The sequence below is a fragment of the Roseococcus suduntuyensis genome, from assembly GCF_014196305.1.
GTDB lineage: Bacteria > Pseudomonadota > Alphaproteobacteria > Acetobacterales > Acetobacteraceae > Roseococcus > Roseococcus suduntuyensis.
In genome coordinates, this window is record NZ_JACIDJ010000005.1 from 85,928 (window position 1) to 103,579 (window position 17,652).

General features: G+C 68.8%; 19 protein-coding genes. 10 read left to right on the forward strand and 9 right to left on the reverse strand.

The genetic code is table 11. The features are described from left to right. Positions 1-84: 84 nt before the first annotated feature. The 5 genes from mdh (at position 85) to GGQ83_RS14190 (ending at position 4,716) form a co-directional block, all read left to right on the forward strand. A complete protein-coding gene (gene mdh, locus GGQ83_RS14170) occupies positions 85-1,038 on the forward strand; it encodes a malate dehydrogenase (RefSeq protein WP_184385118.1) in 954 nt (317 codons plus the stop codon). A gap of 9 nt (positions 1,039-1,047) precedes the next feature. After that, positions 1,048-1,785: a metallophosphoesterase family protein gene (locus tag GGQ83_RS14175; RefSeq protein WP_184385120.1), complete on the forward strand. Its 738-nt coding sequence runs from the start codon at positions 1,048-1,050 to the stop codon at positions 1,783-1,785. A gap of 16 nt (positions 1,786-1,801) precedes the next feature. Next, the gene (gene sucC / locus GGQ83_RS14180; RefSeq protein ID WP_184385122.1) at positions 1,802-2,995 is read left to right on the forward strand and encodes an ADP-forming succinate--CoA ligase subunit beta; all 1,194 of its coding nucleotides are present in this window, start codon (positions 1,802-1,804) and stop codon (positions 2,993-2,995) included. A 3-nt stretch (positions 2,996-2,998) separates the two neighbouring features. Next, positions 2,999-3,895: a succinate--CoA ligase subunit alpha gene (sucD, locus tag GGQ83_RS14185; protein ID WP_184385125.1), complete on the forward strand. Its 897-nt coding sequence runs from the start codon at positions 2,999-3,001 to the stop codon at positions 3,893-3,895. Between the two features lie 92 nt (positions 3,896-3,987). Next, on the forward strand, positions 3,988-4,716 hold the full coding sequence (locus tag GGQ83_RS14190) for a hypothetical protein (RefSeq protein ID WP_184385127.1): 729 nt from the start codon (positions 3,988-3,990) through the stop codon (positions 4,714-4,716). A 4-nt stretch (positions 4,717-4,720) separates the two neighbouring features. On the opposite strand, the gene GGQ83_RS14195 is transcribed toward GGQ83_RS14190, so the two are convergent. Both GGQ83_RS14195 and GGQ83_RS14200 read right to left on the reverse strand, forming a co-directional pair. Beyond that, positions 4,721-5,005: a type II toxin-antitoxin system RelE/ParE family toxin gene (locus GGQ83_RS14195; protein ID WP_184385129.1), complete on the reverse strand. Its 285-nt coding sequence runs from the start codon at positions 5,003-5,005 to the stop codon at positions 4,721-4,723. Beyond that, positions 5,002-5,205, reverse strand: coding sequence for a hypothetical protein (locus GGQ83_RS14200; RefSeq protein WP_184385131.1), 204 nt, complete (start codon positions 5,203-5,205; stop codon positions 5,002-5,004). Before GGQ83_RS14200 ends, GGQ83_RS14195 begins: the two co-directional genes overlap by 4 nt. Positions 5,206-5,386: 181 nt before the next feature. Here GGQ83_RS14200 and GGQ83_RS14205 point away from each other — a divergent pair, with 181 nt between their 5' ends. The 4 genes from GGQ83_RS14205 to GGQ83_RS14220 all read left to right on the forward strand — a co-directional run bounded on the left by GGQ83_RS14205 (position 5,387) and on the right by GGQ83_RS14220 (position 10,929). Next, entirely contained in the window at positions 5,387-8,263 is a 2,877-nt protein-coding gene (locus tag GGQ83_RS14205; protein WP_184385133.1) for a 2-oxoglutarate dehydrogenase E1 component, read from the forward strand. Between the two features lie 89 nt (positions 8,264-8,352). Beyond that, entirely contained in the window at positions 8,353-9,606 is a 1,254-nt protein-coding gene (odhB, locus tag GGQ83_RS14210; RefSeq protein ID WP_184385135.1) for a 2-oxoglutarate dehydrogenase complex dihydrolipoyllysine-residue succinyltransferase, read from the forward strand. Between the two features lie 2 nt (positions 9,607-9,608). Further along, positions 9,609-9,836 (forward strand): hypothetical protein, encoded by a 228-nt coding sequence (locus tag GGQ83_RS14215; protein WP_184385136.1) that lies wholly within the window; start codon positions 9,609-9,611, stop codon positions 9,834-9,836. 85 nt (positions 9,837-9,921) lie between these two features. Further along, entirely contained in the window at positions 9,922-10,929 is a 1,008-nt protein-coding gene (locus GGQ83_RS14220; RefSeq protein ID WP_184385138.1) for an aspartate-semialdehyde dehydrogenase, read from the forward strand. Between the two features lie 31 nt (positions 10,930-10,960). Here the strand turns inward: GGQ83_RS14220 and GGQ83_RS14225 are convergent, their stop codons facing one another. From GGQ83_RS14225 to sdhC, 6 genes are all read right to left on the reverse strand, one after another. Further along, on the reverse strand, positions 10,961-12,124 hold the full coding sequence (locus GGQ83_RS14225) for a cation:proton antiporter (protein ID WP_184385141.1): 1,164 nt from the start codon (positions 12,122-12,124) through the stop codon (positions 10,961-10,963). An 88-nt stretch (positions 12,125-12,212) separates the two neighbouring features. Next, a complete protein-coding gene (locus GGQ83_RS14230; protein ID WP_184385143.1) occupies positions 12,213-12,629 on the reverse strand; it encodes a DUF1489 family protein in 417 nt (138 codons plus the stop codon). Positions 12,630-12,674: 45 nt separating this feature from the next. Then, positions 12,675-13,457, reverse strand: a complete 783-nt coding sequence (locus tag GGQ83_RS14235) for a succinate dehydrogenase iron-sulfur subunit (RefSeq protein WP_184385145.1) — start codon at positions 13,455-13,457, stop codon at positions 12,675-12,677. A 12-nt stretch (positions 13,458-13,469) separates the two neighbouring features. Further along, positions 13,470-15,281 (reverse strand): succinate dehydrogenase flavoprotein subunit, encoded by a 1,812-nt coding sequence (gene sdhA / locus GGQ83_RS14240; RefSeq protein ID WP_184385147.1) that lies wholly within the window; start codon positions 15,279-15,281, stop codon positions 13,470-13,472. 99 nt (positions 15,282-15,380) lie between these two features. After that, the gene (sdhD, locus tag GGQ83_RS14245) at positions 15,381-15,770 is read right to left on the reverse strand and encodes a succinate dehydrogenase, hydrophobic membrane anchor protein (protein ID WP_311728249.1); all 390 of its coding nucleotides are present in this window, start codon (positions 15,768-15,770) and stop codon (positions 15,381-15,383) included. A gap of 20 nt (positions 15,771-15,790) precedes the next feature. Beyond that, complete coding sequence (gene sdhC / locus GGQ83_RS14250) at positions 15,791-16,228, reverse strand: succinate dehydrogenase, cytochrome b556 subunit (RefSeq protein ID WP_184385151.1); 438 nt, start codon at positions 16,226-16,228, stop codon at positions 15,791-15,793. A gap of 761 nt (positions 16,229-16,989) precedes the next feature. Between sdhC and GGQ83_RS14255 the strand changes: the two genes are divergently transcribed. Beyond that, on the forward strand, positions 16,990-17,331 hold the full coding sequence (locus GGQ83_RS14255; RefSeq protein WP_184385153.1) for a hypothetical protein: 342 nt from the start codon (positions 16,990-16,992) through the stop codon (positions 17,329-17,331). A 62-nt stretch (positions 17,332-17,393) separates the two neighbouring features. Here the strand turns inward: GGQ83_RS14255 and GGQ83_RS14260 are convergent, their stop codons facing one another. Further along, positions 17,394-17,540, reverse strand: coding sequence for a hypothetical protein (locus GGQ83_RS14260; protein WP_184385155.1), 147 nt, complete (start codon positions 17,538-17,540; stop codon positions 17,394-17,396). Positions 17,541-17,652: the final 112 nt, after the last annotated feature.

Sequence of the window (17,652 nt, forward strand, 5' to 3'; positions counted from 1 at the left end):
CGGGCGGCCCGCGGCGCGGGTTGCCGCAGGGCGGGCGGCGGAGTAACTCTGCATCCCTCTGGAAGGCAAGCCAAAGGGAAATCCATGGCCCGCAAGAAAATCGCCCTCATCGGCGCCGGCAACATCGGCGGCACGCTCGCCCATCTCATCGGGCTGAAGCAGCTTGGCGATGTGGTGATGTTCGACGTCTTCCCCGGCGTCGCCGCCGGCAAGGCGCTCGACATCATGCAGTCCGGCCCGGTGGACGGCTTCGACAGCCACATGGTCGGCACGGGCGACTACAGCGCCATCGAAGGCGCCGACGTGGTCATCGTGACGGCGGGCTTCCCCCGCATGCCGGGCATGACCCGCGATGACCTGCTGACGAAGAATGCGGGCGTGATCGGCCAGGTGGCCGAGGGCATCAAGCAATATGCCCCCAACGCCTTCGTCATCTGCATCACCAACCCGCTCGACGTGATGGTGTGGGTGCTGCAGCAGCGCTCCGGCCTGCCGCCCGAGAAGGTGGTCGGCATGGCGGGCGTGCTGGACAGCAGCCGCTTCCGCCTGTTCCTCGCGCAGGAGTTCAACGTCTCGGTCGAGGACGTGACGGCCTTCGTGCTGGGTGGTCATGGCGACACCATGGTGCCGCTGACGCGCTACTCCACCGTGGCCGGCATCCCGGTGCCGGACCTCGTGAAGATGGGCTGGACCACGCAGGAGAAGATCGACGCGATCGTCACCCGCACGGCCAATGGCGGCGGCGAGATCGTGAAGCTGCTGGAACGCGGCTCGGCCTTCTACGCCCCCGCCGCTTCCGCTATTGCCATGGCCGAGAGCTACCTGCTCGACAAGAAGCGCGTGCTGCCCTGCGCCGTGATGCTGAACGGCGAATACGGCCAGAACGACTTCTACGTGGGCGTGCCGGTCGTGATCGGCGGCAATGGCGTCGAGAAGATCGTGGAGGTGCAGTTCACCCCCGAGGAGAAGGCCGCCTTCGACAAGTCCTGCGATGCGGTGAAGAAGCTGATCGAGGACTTCAAGAAGCTCGGCGTCTGAGGAGGACGGATGCGGCTCGCCGTCATCGCGGATGTGCACGGAAACCGCCTCGCCTTGGCGGCCGTGCTGGAGGCGATCGCGGCGGCCGCGCCGGATCTGGTGATCGAACTGGGCGACGCCGTCAGCGGCCCGCTCTGGCCCGCCGAATGCTTTGACATGCTGGCGGGCCTGGATGCCGTGGCGCTGCGCGGCAACCATGACCGCTGGGTGGCGGCGGACAGCGCCCAAGGCATGGGCGCCACAGACGCCTTCGCCCATGCGCGACTTACAGCGGCCCAGCGTGCGGCGTTGCTGGCGCGACCGATGGTGTGGCGCGATGGCGGCATCCTTGCCATGCACGCCCTGCCCGAGGACGACCTGACCTATGTGCTGCACGAGGTCACGGAAGCCGGCGTGCGCGAGCGTGCCCCCTCGGGTGTCGCCGCCCTGCTGCCCCCGCCGGCCGGCGAGACGCTGGTGCTGACCGCCCACACCCACCGCGCCCGCATGCTGGCCCTGCCCGATGGGCGGCTGGTGGTGAACCCGGGCAGCGTGGGCCTGCCGGGCTATACGGACACCAAGCCCCATCCGCACCGCATGGAGGCCGGCAGCCCGCATGCCCGCTTCGCCCTGCTGGAGCAGGTGCGCGGCGAATGGCGGGTGGAATTCCACGCGATCCCCTATGATTGGCACGCGGCGGCGGCGGAAGCCGCGCGCCATGGCCGCGACGATTGGGCCCAGGCCCTCACCCATGGCAATCTGAGCTGAGGTTGGAACAAAGCAGATGAACATCCACGAATACCAGGCGAAGGAACTGCTCCGCCGCTACGGCGTCGCCGTGCTGGACGGCCATGTGGCCTGGACGCCGGAGGAGGCCGAGGCCGCCGCCGGCAAGCTGCCCGGCCCCATCTATGTGGTGAAGAGCCAGATCCATGCGGGCGGCCGCGGCGCCGGCCGCTTCACCAACGACCCCGACGGCAAGGGCGGCGTGCGCCTCGCCAAGTCGGTGGCCGAGGCGAAGGCGGCGGCGGCGGCCATGATCGGCTCCACGCTGGTGACGAAGCAGACCGGGCCCGAGGGCAAGCTGGTCAGCCGCGTCTATGTCGAGGCCGGCTGTGACATCGCGCGGGAGCTGTATCTCTCGCTGCTGGTGGACCGCGACTGCTCGCGCATCGTCATCATGGCGAGCACCGAGGGCGGCATCGAGATCGAGGAAGTGGCGGCCCACAACCCCGAGAAGATCCTGAAGGTGGATGTGGACCCCGCGACCGGCGTCTCCGGCTGGCATGGCCGCAAGCTGGCCTTCGGCCTGGGCCTCGAGGGCAAGCAGGTCGGCAGCTTCGTGAAGTTCGTGGAGGCCATGTACAAGGCCTTCGTCGAGCTCGATTGCGCCATCGTCGAGATCAACCCGCTGGTGGTGACCAAGGCCGGCGACGTGGTGGCGCTCGACGCGAAGGTGTCCTTCGACGACAGCGCGCTGTACCGCCACAAGGACCTGGAGGCGCTGCGCGACGACACGGAGATGGACCCGAAGGAACTCGACGCGGTCCAGAACGACCTGAACTACGTGGCGCTCGATGGCGAGATCGGCTGCATGGTGAACGGCGCGGGCCTCGCGATGGCCACGATGGACATCATCAAGCTCTATGGCTCCAGCCCCGCGAACTTCCTCGACGTGGGCGGCACGGCCGACAGCGCGCGCGTGACGCAGGCCTTCCGCATCATCACCTCCGACACGAATGTGAAGGCCATCCTGGTCAACATCTTCGGCGGCATCGCGAAGTGCGACATGATCGCGACGGGCATCGTGGAGGCGTCGAAGAACCTCAAGCTCTCGGTGCCGCTGGTGGTGCGGCTGGAGGGCACCAACGTCGAACTGGGCAAGAAGATCCTGGCGGAGAGCGGGCTCGCGATCATCGCCGCCGACAACCTCGCCGACGCCGCCCAGAAGGCCGTCGCTGCCGTGAAGGGCGCCTGAACCATGGCCATTCTCGTTGACAAGAACACGCGCGTGATGACGCAGGGCTTCACCGGCGCGCAGGGCACCTTCCACGCCAGCCAGGGCATCGCCTATGGCAGCACCTATGTGGGCGGCGTGACCCCCGGCAAGGGCGGCACCATGCACCCCACGCTGAACCTGCCGGTGTTCAACACGGTCGCCGAGTGCAAGGAAGCGACCGGCGCCACCGCCAGCGTGATCTATGTGCCCGCGCCCTTCGCGGCGGACAGCATCCTGGAGGCGCTGGACGCCGAGATTCCCCTCGTGATCTGCATCACCGAGGGCATCCCGGTGCTGGACATGGTGCGGGTGAAGCGCGCCCTGCAAAGCAGCAAGTCGCTGCTGGTGGGCCCGAACTGCCCCGGCGTCATCACGCCCGACGCCTGCAAGATCGGCATCATGCCGGGCCACATCCACCGGCGCGGCTCGGTGGGCATCGTCTCCCGCTCGGGCACGCTGACCTATGAGGCGGTGGCGCAGACCACGGCGGCCGGCCTTGGCCAGTCCTCCTGCGTGGGCATCGGCGGCGACCCGGTGAAGGGCATGGACTTCATTGACGTCCTGGAGCTGTTCCTGAAGGACGACGAGACCAAGTCCATCATCATGATCGGCGAGATCGGCGGGCAGTCCGAAATCCAGGCCGCCGAATTCCTGGCGCGCGAGAATTTCGGCCCCGGCAAGCCCAACAAGCCGGTGGTGGGCTTCATCGCCGGCGCCACGGCCCCTCCGGGCCGGCGCATGGGCCATGCGGGTGCGGTGATCTCGGGCGGCAAGGACACGGCCGCCGCGAAGATGGAGGCCATGGCGGCGGTGGGCATCCACATCGCCGACAGCCCGGCCTCGCTCGGCTCCACCATGGTCAAGGCGCTGGGGCGCTGAGGCCGCTCCGCCGCCCGCGCTGGTGGCCGCTGCTGGCGGCGCTGGTTCTGGCGGCGGGCCCATCGGCGTGGGCCGACAGCCCCGCCGAACTCATGGCGCGCGCGCCAGCCATCGCGCTGGACGGCGCGCTCACCCCGCTCACCGCCCCTGTGGCGGTGGGGGGCGCGGGCTGGGGGCCCTTCACCCGGCTGTGTGTGCGCCGAATGCTGGTGGCGCCCGATGGCCGCGAATTTCCCGCGAGCGACCCCACTTGCCTCCAGGTGACGGAGGCGCGCGAGCAGGGTGGGGTCTGGCACCTCACCCTCTCGACCGGCCCCTTGCAGAATGGCATCGGCGTCACCTTCACCCTGACGCGCGATGCCGCGGGCCAGGTCGGCCCCGCGGATTTCACCGTGCCCGAGGGCCTGCCCGCCCCGCCGCCCGAGATGGTGGGCCGCCTACGCGCCCTGTTCCGCGCCATGGTCCGCGCGCATGCGGTGGAAGCGCTGCGTGTCATGCCGGGCGAGGGCTTTGTGATGGACCTTCCACTCGGCGACGTGATGGAAGGGCTGCAGGTGGAGGGGGGCGGCTTCGCCTGCCGGCCCGAGGGCACCGGCACCATCGCCGGCCGCCCGGTGGTGCAGGCCGCCTGCACCCTGCGCGCCGCGGGCGAATTGCGGCCGGGCCGCCCCATGGAACTCGCGGCCGCGGGGCGCTTCGCGCTGGATGTCGCGACCGGCCTGGTGCTGCGGCACGGCTATTCCAGCCTCACCACCGCGATGCCGGAGCCCGGGGCACAGGCCTTGGTCATGCGCGGCCATTCCACGCAGTCGCTGGATTAGGCTCTCAGCGGATGATGGCGGCGTGCCACAGGCGCAGCACGCGCACGCCCTGGCCCTCCTCCACGCGATAGACCAGCACATAGGGCCGGTCTGTCAGCATCTCGCGGGTGCCGGGCACCCGGCCCGGCTTGCCGCGATGGGCGAGGGTGGCGAGGCTGTCGCTCGCGTCCAGGATTTCCTCCACCAGGCGCTCGGCGGCCAGCGGGTTTTGGGCGGTGAGGTATGCCAGAACCCCATCCAGGTCGCGCAGGGCGGCGGGGGACCAATGGACGGGCAACTCGCCGCTCATGGCGCCCCCGGCCGGCCAAGTTGCGCCTGCAGCCTGTCGCGGATGAGGATCAGGCGTTCGCGCACCAGGGCCTGCGGCGTGTCGGCGCTGGCGGGCGTGGCTTCCGCCTGTGCCACCGCCACGGCCAGCAGGCGGCGTTCCAGCGTGTCATCCGTCTCGTCCATCAACCGAGCATAGCGCGGGCGGGCAAAGGGCGTCACGCCTGCTGTGTTTTGCGGCGCAGCATGGCGGTTTTCCGCCATCTGCCCTGTCCAAGGGGGGTGCCGCAATGGCGCCATCATCGGTATGTTAACACCACGCGCCGCAGGATGAGTTTCCGGCGGCGCAGCCGCAGAAATTCAGGAAGGGCGGACCGCCGGAAGGTGCGTTCGTGAAACAAGAATGGCCGGTGTGGATATCCTCGCCAGCGCGATGAATGGGGCGAATGCCGCCTTCCTCGCTGATCTCTATGCCCGCTGGGTCGAGAACCCCGCCAGCGTGGACCCCTCCTTCGCCGAGCTTTTCGCCACGCTGAATGATGACGCGCGGGCGGTGCTGGGCGATGCGCAGGGCGCGTCCTGGGCGCCACGGCCGCGCGGCGGCTTCGCTCCGGCCGAGGAGGCTCCGCCCGCGAAGAAGGGCGCCGCCCCCGCCGCGCGCGCGACCGACCCCGAGGAGACGCGCCGCGCCGTGCTGGACAGCATCCGCGCGCTGATGCTGATCCGCTCCTACCGGGTGCGCGGGCATCTCGAAGCCAAGCTCGACCCGCTGGGCCTGCAAACGCCGCCGGCCCACCCCGAGCTGTCGCCCGCCTTCTGGGGCTTCACCGACGCCGACATGGACCGGCGCATCTTCATCGACCGCGTGCTGGGTCTTGAGACGGCCACCATCCGCGAGATCATGGAGCGCGTGCGGGCCACCTATTGCGGCCCCATCGGCGTCGAGTTCATGCACATCCAGGATCCGGACCAGAAGTCCTGGATCCAGCAGCGCGTCGAGGGCGCGCCCTGGGTGAAGAGCTTCGACGCGGCCGCGAAGCGCAAGATCCTGACCCAGCTGACCGAGGCCGAGGGCTTCGAGGCCTTCTGCGCCAAGAAGTACGTGGGCACCAAGCGCTTCGGCCTGGAGGGGGGCGAGAGCACCATCCCCGCCGTGCAGGCCGTGATCGAGACCGCGGCGGGCCAGGGCTGCAACGAGATCGCCATCGGCATGGCGCATCGCGGCCGGCTGAACATGCTCGTGAACGTGGTGAAGAAGCCCTACACGCAGGTCTTCGCCGAGTTCAAGGGCTCCAGCTTCAAGCCCGATGACGTGCAGGGCTCGGGCGATGTGAAGTATCACCTCGGCACTTCGACCGACATCGAGATCAATGGGCGGATGGTGCACCTCTCGCTCCAGCCCAACCCCTCGCATCTGGAAGCCGTGAACCCCGTCGTCGCCGGCAAGGTCCGCGCGCGGCAGGACATGTCGGGCGATGTGAAGACCCGCACCTCGGTCATGGGCATCCTGCTGCATGGCGACGCGGCCTTCGCGGGCCAGGGGCTGGTGTATGAGACGCTGGCGATGAGCCAGCTCATCGGCTACCGCACCGGTGGCACGGTCCATATCGTGACCAACAACCAGATCGGCTTCACCACCGTGCCGGCCCATGCCTATTCGGGCCTCTACTGCACCGACGTGGCCAAGGCGATCCAGGCGCCCATCCTCCACGTGAACGGCGACGACCCCGAGGCCGTGGTCTGGTGCGCCCAGATGTGCGCCGAGTTCCGCATGCGCTTCCAGGCGGACATCGTGCTGGACATCGTCTGCTACCGCCGCCACGGGCACAATGAGAGCGACGAGCCCGCCTTCACCCAGCCCACGATGTACAAGCGCATCCGCGAGATGAAGACGACGCGGACCCTCTATGCCGAGCGTCTGGCGACCGAGGGCAGCGTCCCGGCCGAGGAGGCGAAGTCCATCCAGGACGCCTTCAACGCCGAGCTGGAAAAGGCCTTCGAGGCCGCGTCCAGCTTCAAGCCCAACAAGGCGGACTGGCTGGAGGGGCATTGGGCCGGCCTCAAGCCCGTGGCTTCGGGTGCCGAGACGGAGCAGCTGCACGAGACGGCCGTCGGCCTTGACACGCTGCGCGAGGTGGGCGGCGCGCTGTGCCGCGCGCCCGGGGATTTCAATCTCAACCCCAAGATCGCCCGCCAGCTCGATGCCAAGAAGCAGTCCATCGAAAGCGGCGAGGGCATTGACTGGGCGACCGGCGAGGCGCTGGCCTTCGGCACCCTGCTGCTGGAAGGCCACCGGGTGCGCCTCTCGGGCGAGGATGTGCAGCGCGGCACCTTCAGCCACCGCCATTGCGTGCTGGTGGACCAGGCGAACCAGCAGGAATACGCGCCGCTGAACAACATCCGCGAGGGGCAGCCCAAGTTCGAGGCCTTCAACTCCCTGCTGTCGGAAGCGGGCGTGCTGGGTTTCGACTACGGCTATTCACTCGCGGACCCGCGCACCCTGGTGCTGTGGGAGGCGCAGTTCGGTGACTTCGCGAACGGCGCGCAGGTCATCATCGACCAGTTCATCGCCTCGGGCGAGACGAAGTGGCTGCGGATGTCGGGCCTCGTGATGCTGCTGCCGCATGGTTATGAGGGGCAGGGGCCGGAACACTCCTCCGCGCGCCTGGAACGCTACCTGCAGCTCTGCGCCGAGCGGAACATGCGGGTGTGCAACTTCACCACGCCCGCCAACTACTTCCATGCGCTGCGTCGCCAACTCAAGGCCAACTACCGCAAGCCGCTGGTGGTGATGACGCCGAAGTCGCTGCTGCGGCACAAGCTGGCCGTCAGCAGCCTGGCCGAGTTCGGGCCTGGCAGCGCCTTCCGCTACGTCATCCCCGAGACCGAGGCGATCGCGCCCGAGGAGAAGGTGAAGCGCGTCGTGCTCTGCACCGGCAAGGTCTATTACGATTTGCTGGAAGCCCGGCGCGAGCAGGGCCGCAACGATGTGGCCCTGGTGCGGCTGGAACAGGTCTACCCCTTCCCGGAGCGCAGCCTGGCCTCCGCCATCGGCGCCTATCGCAATGCCGAGGTGGTGTGGTGCCAGGAGGAGCCGGAGAACATGGGCGCCTGGTCCTTTGTGGACCGGCGGATCGAGGGCGTGCTGGCCGGGCTCGACATCGCCGCGAAGCGCCCCCGCTTCGTGGGCCGGACCGGAGCGGCGAGCCCCGCCACGGGCCTGGCCAAGGTGCATGCGGCCGAGCAGGAGACGCTCGTTCGCACGGCATTGGCGGTCTGACACCGCGGATTTCGACACAGTGAAGCAAGGGGCCGGATGACACCCGGCCCCCCGATGCCCTAGATCAGGGGCAAAGAAGGCAGAGACCAATGGCGACGGACATCGTTGTGCCCACCCTGGGCGAAAGCGTGAGCACGGCCACCGTGGCGCGCTGGATGAAGCAGGCCGGAGAGGCCGTGGCGGCGGATGAGCCGCTGGTGGAGCTGGAGACCGACAAGGTCACGGTGGAGGTCAACGCCCCCGCCGCCGGCGTTCTGGAGGCCATCACCGCCCAGGAGGGCGCCGAGGTGGAGCCGGGCGCCGTGCTGGGCTCCATCGCCGTCGGTGCCAGTGCCAGTGCCGGTGCCGCGGCCAAGCCCGCCGCAGCCCCTGCCGCCGCGCCGACCGCCGCCGCCAAGCCCGTCGGCACGGGCGGCGGTTCGGTGAAGCAGGCCGAGGCGCACGGGACCGCCCCGGGCGGCCACGCGCCCCTTCCCGCGGCCGCCAAGCTGATGGCCGAGAGCAACGTGACGCAGGCGCAGATCGGCCAGGGTTCCGCCAAGGATGGCCGCATCGCCAAGGGCGATGTGCTCGACTTCCTGAACCGCCCGGCCGGCGCCAGCGCGCCCGCCGCCGCCGCCGCGAAGCCGGCCCGCAAGCTGGAAGGCGGCGAGGAGCGGGTGAAGATGACGCGCCTGCGCGCCACCATCGCCCGCCGCCTCAAGGAGGCGCAGAACACCGCCGCCATGCTGACCACCTTCAACGAGGTGGACATGGGCGCGGTCATGGCGTTGCGCTCCGAATACAAGGACCATTTCGAGAAGCGCCACGGCGTGAAGCTCGGCTTCATGTCCTTCTTCGTGAAGGCCTGCGTGGCCGCGCTGAAGGAATACCCGGCCGTCAACGCCGAGATCGAGGGCGACGAGGTCATCTACAAGAACTTCGTCCATATGGGCATCGCGGTGGGCGGGCCCTCGGGCCTCGTGGTGCCCGTGCTGCGCAATGCCGATGAGATGGACTTCGCCAAGATCGAGAAGACCATCGCCGACTTCGGCAAGCGCGTGCGCGACGGCCAGCTCAAGCTGGAGGAGATGGCGGGCGGCAGCTTCACCATCACCAATGGCGGCATCTATGGCTCGCTCATGTCCACGCCCATCCTGAACCCGCCGCAGTCCGGCATCCTGGGCATGCACAAGATCCAGGACCGGCCGATGGCGGTTGGCGGGAAGGTGGAGGTGCGGCCCATGATGTACCTGGCCCTGTCCTATGACCACCGGATCGTGGACGGGAAGGAGGCGGTGAGCTTCCTGGTCCGCGTCAAGGAAGCCATCGAGGACCCGCGCCGCCTCATGCTGGGCGTCTGACCATGCGTTCGCGCGAAGGCCAGCTCAGCGACAACCGGCCCATCTCCCGCTCACGCCCCGAGAAGGAGAAGCAGCTCCGCGAGTTGCGCGAGGTGCTGGCCGGCATGAAGCCCCACGCCACCCCCGCCTTGCGGGACAGCGTGAAGGCCAAGATCAAGGAGCTGGAGGCGGACCTCGCCGCCCCCGCCCCGCCGCCGCGGGACCGCCGCCCACCCCGCCGGGAATTCTGACGGCGCGGGTCTGCCGCCGCGAATCCGGCCTTGTTGGGCCGGGTTTCGCGCGGTAACCCCTCAGGCTTCGAAAGGAGCCTGACCAATGCGTGTGGGTGTGATTGGCGCGACCGGCGCCGTCGGCAAGGAATTGGTGGATGTTCTGGCGCGTCGCCGCTTTCCGGTGACGCAGCTCAGCCTCTTCGCCTCGGCACGCAGCGCCGGCACCACGCAGAAAACGCCCTTCGGCGACGTCACTATCGAGGAATTCTCGATGGAGCGCGCCCGCAAGCTGGATCTCGCGCTGCTGGCCGTCTCCGGCGATTTCGCCAAGGCGCATGCGCGGGCGTTGGCGGCCGAGGGTGTGGCCGTGGTGGACAATTCCTCCGCCCTGCGCCTGGAGGCCGATGTGCCCCTGGTGGTGCCGGAGGTGAACGGCCACGCCATCGGCGCGCATCGCCTCATCGCGAACCCCAACTGCACCACGGCCATCCTGGTGGTGGCGCTTGAGCCGCTGCGCCAGGCCTTCGGGCTGAAGCGGGTCATCGTCTCCACCTACCAGGCGGCCTCCGGCGCCGGGGCCGAGGGCATGGTGGAGCTGGAGCGGGAGACCCGCCGCGTGCTGGTGGAGGGCCAGCCCGCCCAGGCGGAGGTCTTCGCCCACCCCCTCGCCTTCAACGTCATCCCGCACATCGACACCTTCCAGGCCAATGGCTACACGCGGGAGGAGATGAAGGTGGCCTGGGAAAGCCGGAAGATCATGGGCATGCCGGAACTGCTGATCTCCTGCACCGCCGTCCGCATCCCGACCATGCGCGTCCATGCCGAGGCCGTGACCATCGAGACCGAGCGCCCCGTGACGCCCGAGGCCGCGCGTGCGGTGCTGGCCAAGGCGCCTGGCGTGCGGCTGATGGATGATGTGGGCGCCAAGCTCTACCCCATGCCGCTGACGGCCACCGGCGCCGATGATGTGGAGGCCGGCCGCATCCGCGCCAATGACGTGTTCGGCAATTGCGGCCTGGACCTCTTCCTCTGCGGCGACCAGCTGCTGAAGGGTGCGGCGCTCAATGCCGTGCAGATCGCCGAGCAGATGAAGCTGCCCGTGCCAGCGTGATGGGAGGAGGGTGGGGGCCGGATGACGGCCCTCACCCCGCCATCTTCCGGGCGGCATGGCGTGTCAGCAGCGGGCCGAGCAGGCAGGTCAGGAAGATCACGATGATGATGGCGTCGGCGGTGACGGCCTCGATCAGGTCCATCTCCATGCCGATCACGACCACGGCGAGCGTGGCCGCCGCCTGCGGGAAGGAGAGGCTCGCCATGGCCAGTCCTTCGGTCCGCGAATAGCCGAAGAGACGCGCGGCGATCGCGGCCGCCAGGGATTTCGACACCACGATCACCGCGACCAGCGCCAGCGCGAAGAGCCAGGTCGTGGCCGACTCCAGCGCGTCCAGCCGCAGCCGCATGCCCGTCTCCACGAAGAAGAAGGGGACGAAGAGCATGCGGCCCACGAATTCGAGGTTTTCCTTCAGCTCCTCGCGCCGGTGCAGGGCGCGGTTCAGGCAGAGGCCGGCCAGGAAGGCGCCCAGGATGTCCTCCGTGCCGATCGCCTCCGCCGCCACGGCCAGCAGCAGCAGGACGGCCAGCAGGAACAGCGCCTTCTCGGCCGCGGTGTGCTTCTCCGCCGCCAGTATCAGCCGCGCCAGGCGCGGGATCAGCAGCAGGGCCGCAGCCGACAGCGCGGCGAGCGCCGCGACCGGTACCAGCCAGCTCCAGCCGCCCTCGCCCCCCGCGATGCGGATGACGGCGACCAGCACGAGCAGGGAGAACGTGTCGGTCAGCAGGGTGCCGCCGGTTGCGGCCACGATGGGGCGGCGGCCCGCCAGCCCCATCCGGCTGATCATCGGGTAGGCGACCAGGGTATGGGAGGCGAGGGCCGCGCCCAGCAGCAGCGCGCCCGGCAGCCCCAGGCCGAAGACCAGCCCCGCGCCGAAGGCGGGCGCGAAGGAGAGCACGAAGGCCAGCGTTCCGAAGCCCAGCGCCTCCCGCTTGCGTTCCCGCACCAGGTCGAGGTCGATCTCCACCCCGGCCAGGAACATGATGTAAAGCAGGCCGATGGAGCCAAACAGCTCCACCACCGGCCCTTCCGGCAGCACGCCCGCCCCGCCCGGCCCGATGGCCATGCCCAGGAGGATCAACCCGATCAGGCCCGGAACGCGCGTGCGTTCGAAGAGCAACTGCACCACCAGCGCCGCGGTGATCACCACGGCGAACTGGAGAATGACATCCTCGATCGGAAGCTCAGCCAGCATGGCGCTGACCTGACTGGAACCTGCGCATGCACCCCTCCTGGACTGGCGGGAAGGCAACGCGCCAGCGGCGCGCGGGGTTACAGCCGCGTCAGATCAGGCAGGCCTCGCGCAGGGCCGCCTTCAGGGCGGGCGGCAGGTCGTCGGAGATGGCAGCGGCCTCGGTGATGTCCGCGGGCGCGGCCTCGGCGTCGAGGTAGCGCCAGCCCTGGAAGGGCTTCATCGGCCTTGCGGCGACGGGGATCAGTTCCGGGTGCAGCACCAGCCCCGCGCAGGCGGTGCCGTCATCCCACCGGTCCTCGATGATGTCGAGAAGGCGCTGCCGCACCTGGATGTAGCCACCGATGACCCAGTAGATGCTGCCGCCGTCGAGCAGCTCGTCGCGGCGCTTGGGCGCCATGCGCGTCTGGTGGCGCAGCGGCGGGGCGGCGGTGGCGCGCAGGGCTTGGATGGCGCGCAGATGCGCCACGTCCCGCACGCCGACCGAAAGTTTCAGGAGGTGCACCATCCCTCCTGAATGTGGCGCCCGACCGGAGTCGGGCAAGCCCTTAGCTCAGCCCTGGCGCTCCACCATCAACTGCTTGATCTTGCCGATCGCCTCGGCCGGGTTCAGCCCCTTCGGGCAGGTCCGGGTGCAGTTCATGATGGTGTGGCAGCGGTAGAGGCGGAACGGGTCTTCCAGGTTGTCCAGGCGCTCGCCCGTCGCTTCGTCGCGGCTGTCGCTGATCCAGCGATAGGCGGCCAGCAGGATGGCCGGGCCCAGGAAGCGGTCGCCATTCCACCAGTAGGAGGGGCAGGCGGTGGAGCAGCAGAAGCACAGGATGCACTCCCACATCCCGTCCATCTTGGCGCGCTCCTCCTTGGACTGGCGGCGCTCCTCGTCGGGCGGGGGCGGGGTGGCCGACTTCAGCCAGGGCTCGACGCTGCGATACTGCGCGTAGAGCTGCGTCAGGTCCGGCACCAGGTCCTTGACCACCGGCAAATGGGGCAGGGGGTTGATGCGGACATCGCCCTTCACCTCGTCGATGGGCTTCAGGCAGGCCAGGGTGTTCAGCCCGTCGATGTTCATCGAGCAGGAGCCGCAGATGCCCTCCCGGCAGGAGCGCCGGAAGGTCAGCGTGCTGTCCACCTCGTTCTTGATCTTGATGAGCGCGTCCAGGACCATCGGGCCGCACTTGTCGAGATCGAGCTCAAAGGTGTCGGTGCGCGGGTTGGCCCCGTCATCCGGATCCCAGCGGTAGATCTTGAAGGCCTTGACGTTGGTCGCGCCCGGCTCGGCCTTGAAGGTCTTGCCCCCCTGGATGGTCGAGTTCTTGGGCAGGGTGAAGGTGGCCATGATCTGGGGTCCTTAGTAGACGCGGGCCTTGGGGGGGAACACCTGCACCTCGTTGGTGAGGGTGCGCATCTTCACGCCGCGATAGTCGAGGCTCACCTCGCCCTTCTCGTTCATCGAGGCGAGCGTGTGCTTCATCCAGTTGTCGTCGTCACGGTCCGGGAAATCCTCCTGGGCGTGCGCGCCGCGGCTTTCCTTGCGGGCCTCGGCGCTGACGATGGTGGTCATCGCGTTGCCGACCAGGTTGTCGAGTTCCAGCGCCTCCACCAGGTCGGTGTTCCACACCAGGCTGCGGTCGGACACCCGCAGGTCGCCGAAGCCGGAATGGACCTTCTTCATCTTGTCCACGCCCTCGCGCAGCAGCTCCGAGTTGCGGAAGACCGCGGCATGGGCCTGCATGGTGCGCTGCATCTCAAGGCGCAGCTCCGCCGTGCCGGTGTTGCCCTTGGCATGGCGGATGCGGTCGAAGCGGTCGAGGCTGCCCTCGCCCGCGCGGGGCGGCAGGGGCGGCTGGCTGGTGCCGGGCTTCACCGTCTCGGCGGCGCGGTGGGCGGCGGCGCGGCCGAACACCACGAGGTCGAGCAGGGAGTTGGTGCCCAGCCGGTTCGCGCCATGGACCGAGACGCAGGCCGCCTCGCCCACCGCCATCAGGCCGGGGACGGTGGCGTCCTCGTCGTCGCGGGTGGGGCGCAGCACCTCGGTGTGGATGTTCGTGGGGATGCCGCCCATGTTGTAGTGGACAGTCGGGAGCATCGGGATGGGCTCCTTCGTCACGTCCACGCCGGCGAAGATGCGCGCCGTCTCGGAAATGCCCGGCAGGCGCTCATGCAGGATGTCGGCGCCCAGATGCTCCAGGTGGAGCATGATGTGGTCCTTCATCGGGCCACAGCCGCGCCCCTCGCGGATTTCGAGCGACATGGCGCGCGAGACGACGTCGCGCGAGGCGAGGTCCTTCGCCGTGGGCGCATAACGCTCCATGAAGCGCTCGCCCTCGGAGTTGGTGAGGTAGCCGCCCTCGCCACGCGCGCCCTCGGTGACGAGGCAGCCCGCGCCGTAGATGCCGGTGGGGTGGAACTGCACGAATTCCTGGTCCTGCAGGGGCAGGCCGGCGCGCAGCACCATGCCGCCGCCATCGCCGGTGCAGGTGTGGGCGGAGGTGGCGGAGAACCAGGCGCGGCCATAACCGCCGGTGGCCAGCACCACCTTCTGCGCCCGGAAGCGGTGCATGGAGCCGTCTTCCAGGTTCCACGCGATCACGCCGCGGCACACGCCCTCGTCATCCATGATGAGGTCGAGCGCGAAGTACTCCACGAAGAACTCGCAGCCATGCTTGAGCGACTGCTGGTAGAGCGTGTGCAGGATGGCATGGCCCGTGCGGTCGGCCGCGGCGCAGGCGCGCATCGCCGGCTCCTTGCCATATTCCTTCATGTGACCGCCGAAGGGGCGCTGGTAGATGCGGCCATCCTCGGTGCGGCTGAAGGGCACGCCATAGTGCTCCAGCTCGATGATCGCGGGCACGGCCTCACGGCACATGTATTCGATGGCGTCCTGGTCACCCAGCCAGTCCGACCCCTTCACGGTGTCGTACATGTGCCAGCGCCAGTCATCCTCGCCCATGTTGCCGAGCGCGGCACCCACGCCGCCCTGCGCCGCCACGGTGTGGCTGCGCGTGGGAAAGACCTTGGTGATGCAGGCGGTTTTCAGGCCCGAGGCGCCCATGCCGAAGGTGGCGCGCAGCCCCGCGCCACCGGCGCCGACCACCACCACGTCATAGGTGTGGTCCACCACACGATAGGCCCCTGAAGACGGCTTGCTGATCGCGTTCATCGTTCCCGATCCATCCTTTGCGGGGCGCGAGACGCCGCGCCACCACCCCAACCTGTTTTGGGCGGCCCGGAAGGGGTCGCCAATCCCGTTACGCGATCGCTACGAACCGAGGGCGATCCGCAGCACTGCCAGCGCCGAGGCCAGCGCCATCAGCAGGCACACGCCCTTGATGACCAGGATCGTGGCCATCCGCGCGAATTCGCCGCGCGTGTAGTCCTCGACCACAACCTGCAGGCCGGCGGCCATGTGGTGAAAGGTCAGGCCGATCAATGCCAGCAGCAGCACCGCATTGAGCGGCGCGCCGATGAAGGCCCGCGTCTCGGCATAGCCCGCGCCGGCCAGCCCCACCGCGCTGAACACGAACCAGAGGGTCAGCGGCAGCAGGGCGATGGAGGTGACGCGCTGCATCCACCAGTGATGGGTGCCGCCACGCGCCGAGCCCAGGCCGCGCACGCGGCCGAGGGGGGTGCGAAGGGCGCTTTGGCTCACGCTATCCTTGACGGCCATCTTCAACCCCGAAACACGAAGACGAGAACCCAGGTCAGCACCGTCAGAACGGCGGTGCCGACCAGCACCATGCGGCCGCTGCGATAGGCTTGCGCCAGTTCGAAGCCATGCCCCGCATCCCAGGCCAGATGCCGGATGCCGGCCAGCGTGTGATACCAGGCCGCGGCCGTCAGGCCGAACAGCACCAGCATGCCGAGGATGGAGGAGAGAAACCATTCCACCCGGGAGAAGGCCTCGGGCCCGGCCGCGGCGGCCACCAGCCACCAGACCAGCAGCACGGTCCCCACCGACCATGCGGCGCCCGTGGCGCGGTGCATGATGGAGAGCGCGCTCGTCATCTGCATCATGTCATAGACTTGCAGATGCGGCGACAATGGACGGCGGATCAGCGTGCCGTCGGTGCGCCGGCCGACCATGCCGGCCTCGCGGGGGTCCTTCATGCCGCCAATTCCCGGTTGCGGACCGTCATCGCAGGGATGCGGCCTGTGTTATCGCGCGGCGTCATCGCCTTCGCTCCAGCTTTGCGTCCTCGGGCGGTCTTGTAGGCGTCCAGGCGTTGCGGCGTCAATCCAACCGAACCCCGTCAAAGCGAAAGATACGAAGAAGCAACGGTTGGCGCCGCCGCGCGAAGCCTGGATTTCCGCCGCCCAGGCGATTCCGTATAACGTCAGAATCGGACATGGTTGCATCGCCCCCGGGGCGGGCGCCTTCGCGTGGCCCTCCCCGTCGCGTGGCGCAACCGTCACCTGCGTGCAGCGGGTGGCACGCGTGCAGTTCCAGAATTGATCCGGACACCCATACGGGGGTATGTCCCCAGGGCTGTCACTTGTTTGCCATCGGCGTTCGACGACCTTCGGTTTGGCCGGTCCACCTGACTTGCGCTTGGCGCGTTGGTGGCCGGTGGGCCTTGAAGGCTCCGGGAGGAGAAACGGCGGAAAGAGGGCTCTGGCCCCGGCTTCCCCGCGACCCACCCGCCCCGCGGGCATGAAGTGGCGGCGACCTCCGCGGCGGCGCGTGCGCCTTCGGAGGTCGAGAGGCCGCGTGCTTCCGTCATCGCACCCTGGGTCCAGGGTCGTTCGGAGTTCCGGTCATCATCCGCGCGACGTTTTTTATTGGGGCCGGTGGCCTGGCCGCCGGGGTGACGTTGATTGACACTGCCCTAGAAGCTCCGATCCCTCGGAAGCTCGGATTCAAGCCCGGGATGGTCTGCGCCGTCATTGACCCGCCCGCAGGCTTCAAGCACGGCCTGCCGGCCACCAATGCGTCCGAGCCCGAACTGATCCTCGCTTTCGCGAGCGACCGCGCCACCCTGGCGCGGGTCGCGGCGCGGGCGCTGGACCTCTATGGGGTGGGCGGGCGTCTGTGGTTCGCCTATCCCAAGAAGACGGGGCCGGTGCGTTCCGACCTTGACCGCGACCATGGCTGGGAACCGCTGACCCAGGCCGGGCTGCTGCCGGTGACGCAGGTGGCCCTCGATCACATCTGGTCCGCGCTGCGCTTCCGCCTGCGCGAGGAAATTCCGACCCTCACCCGCAAGGCCTGAAGGTCCGGTCAAGGCGCCATGGGGTTTGAGCCCGTGGCGCCTCAGGAATGTTCAGCGGCGTTTCAGAAACGCAGCCCGGCGGTGAAGAACAGGCCGAGCATGACGGTGAGCCACACCGCGCCCTGCAGGATATAGCTGCGGAGCGACACGGGCGCCTCCTGGTTCTTGCGCACATAGGTGGTGGCGAGGTCGCTGTTCGGATTAGCCATTTTCGGTCTCCACGGATCGGTTCGATCTGCCCGTGAGGTCAGCAAGGCCTGTGCCAGGAGAAGCTTTCCAGCAGCCGGCCAGCCTGTGGAATAAGACATCCGAATGTTAACA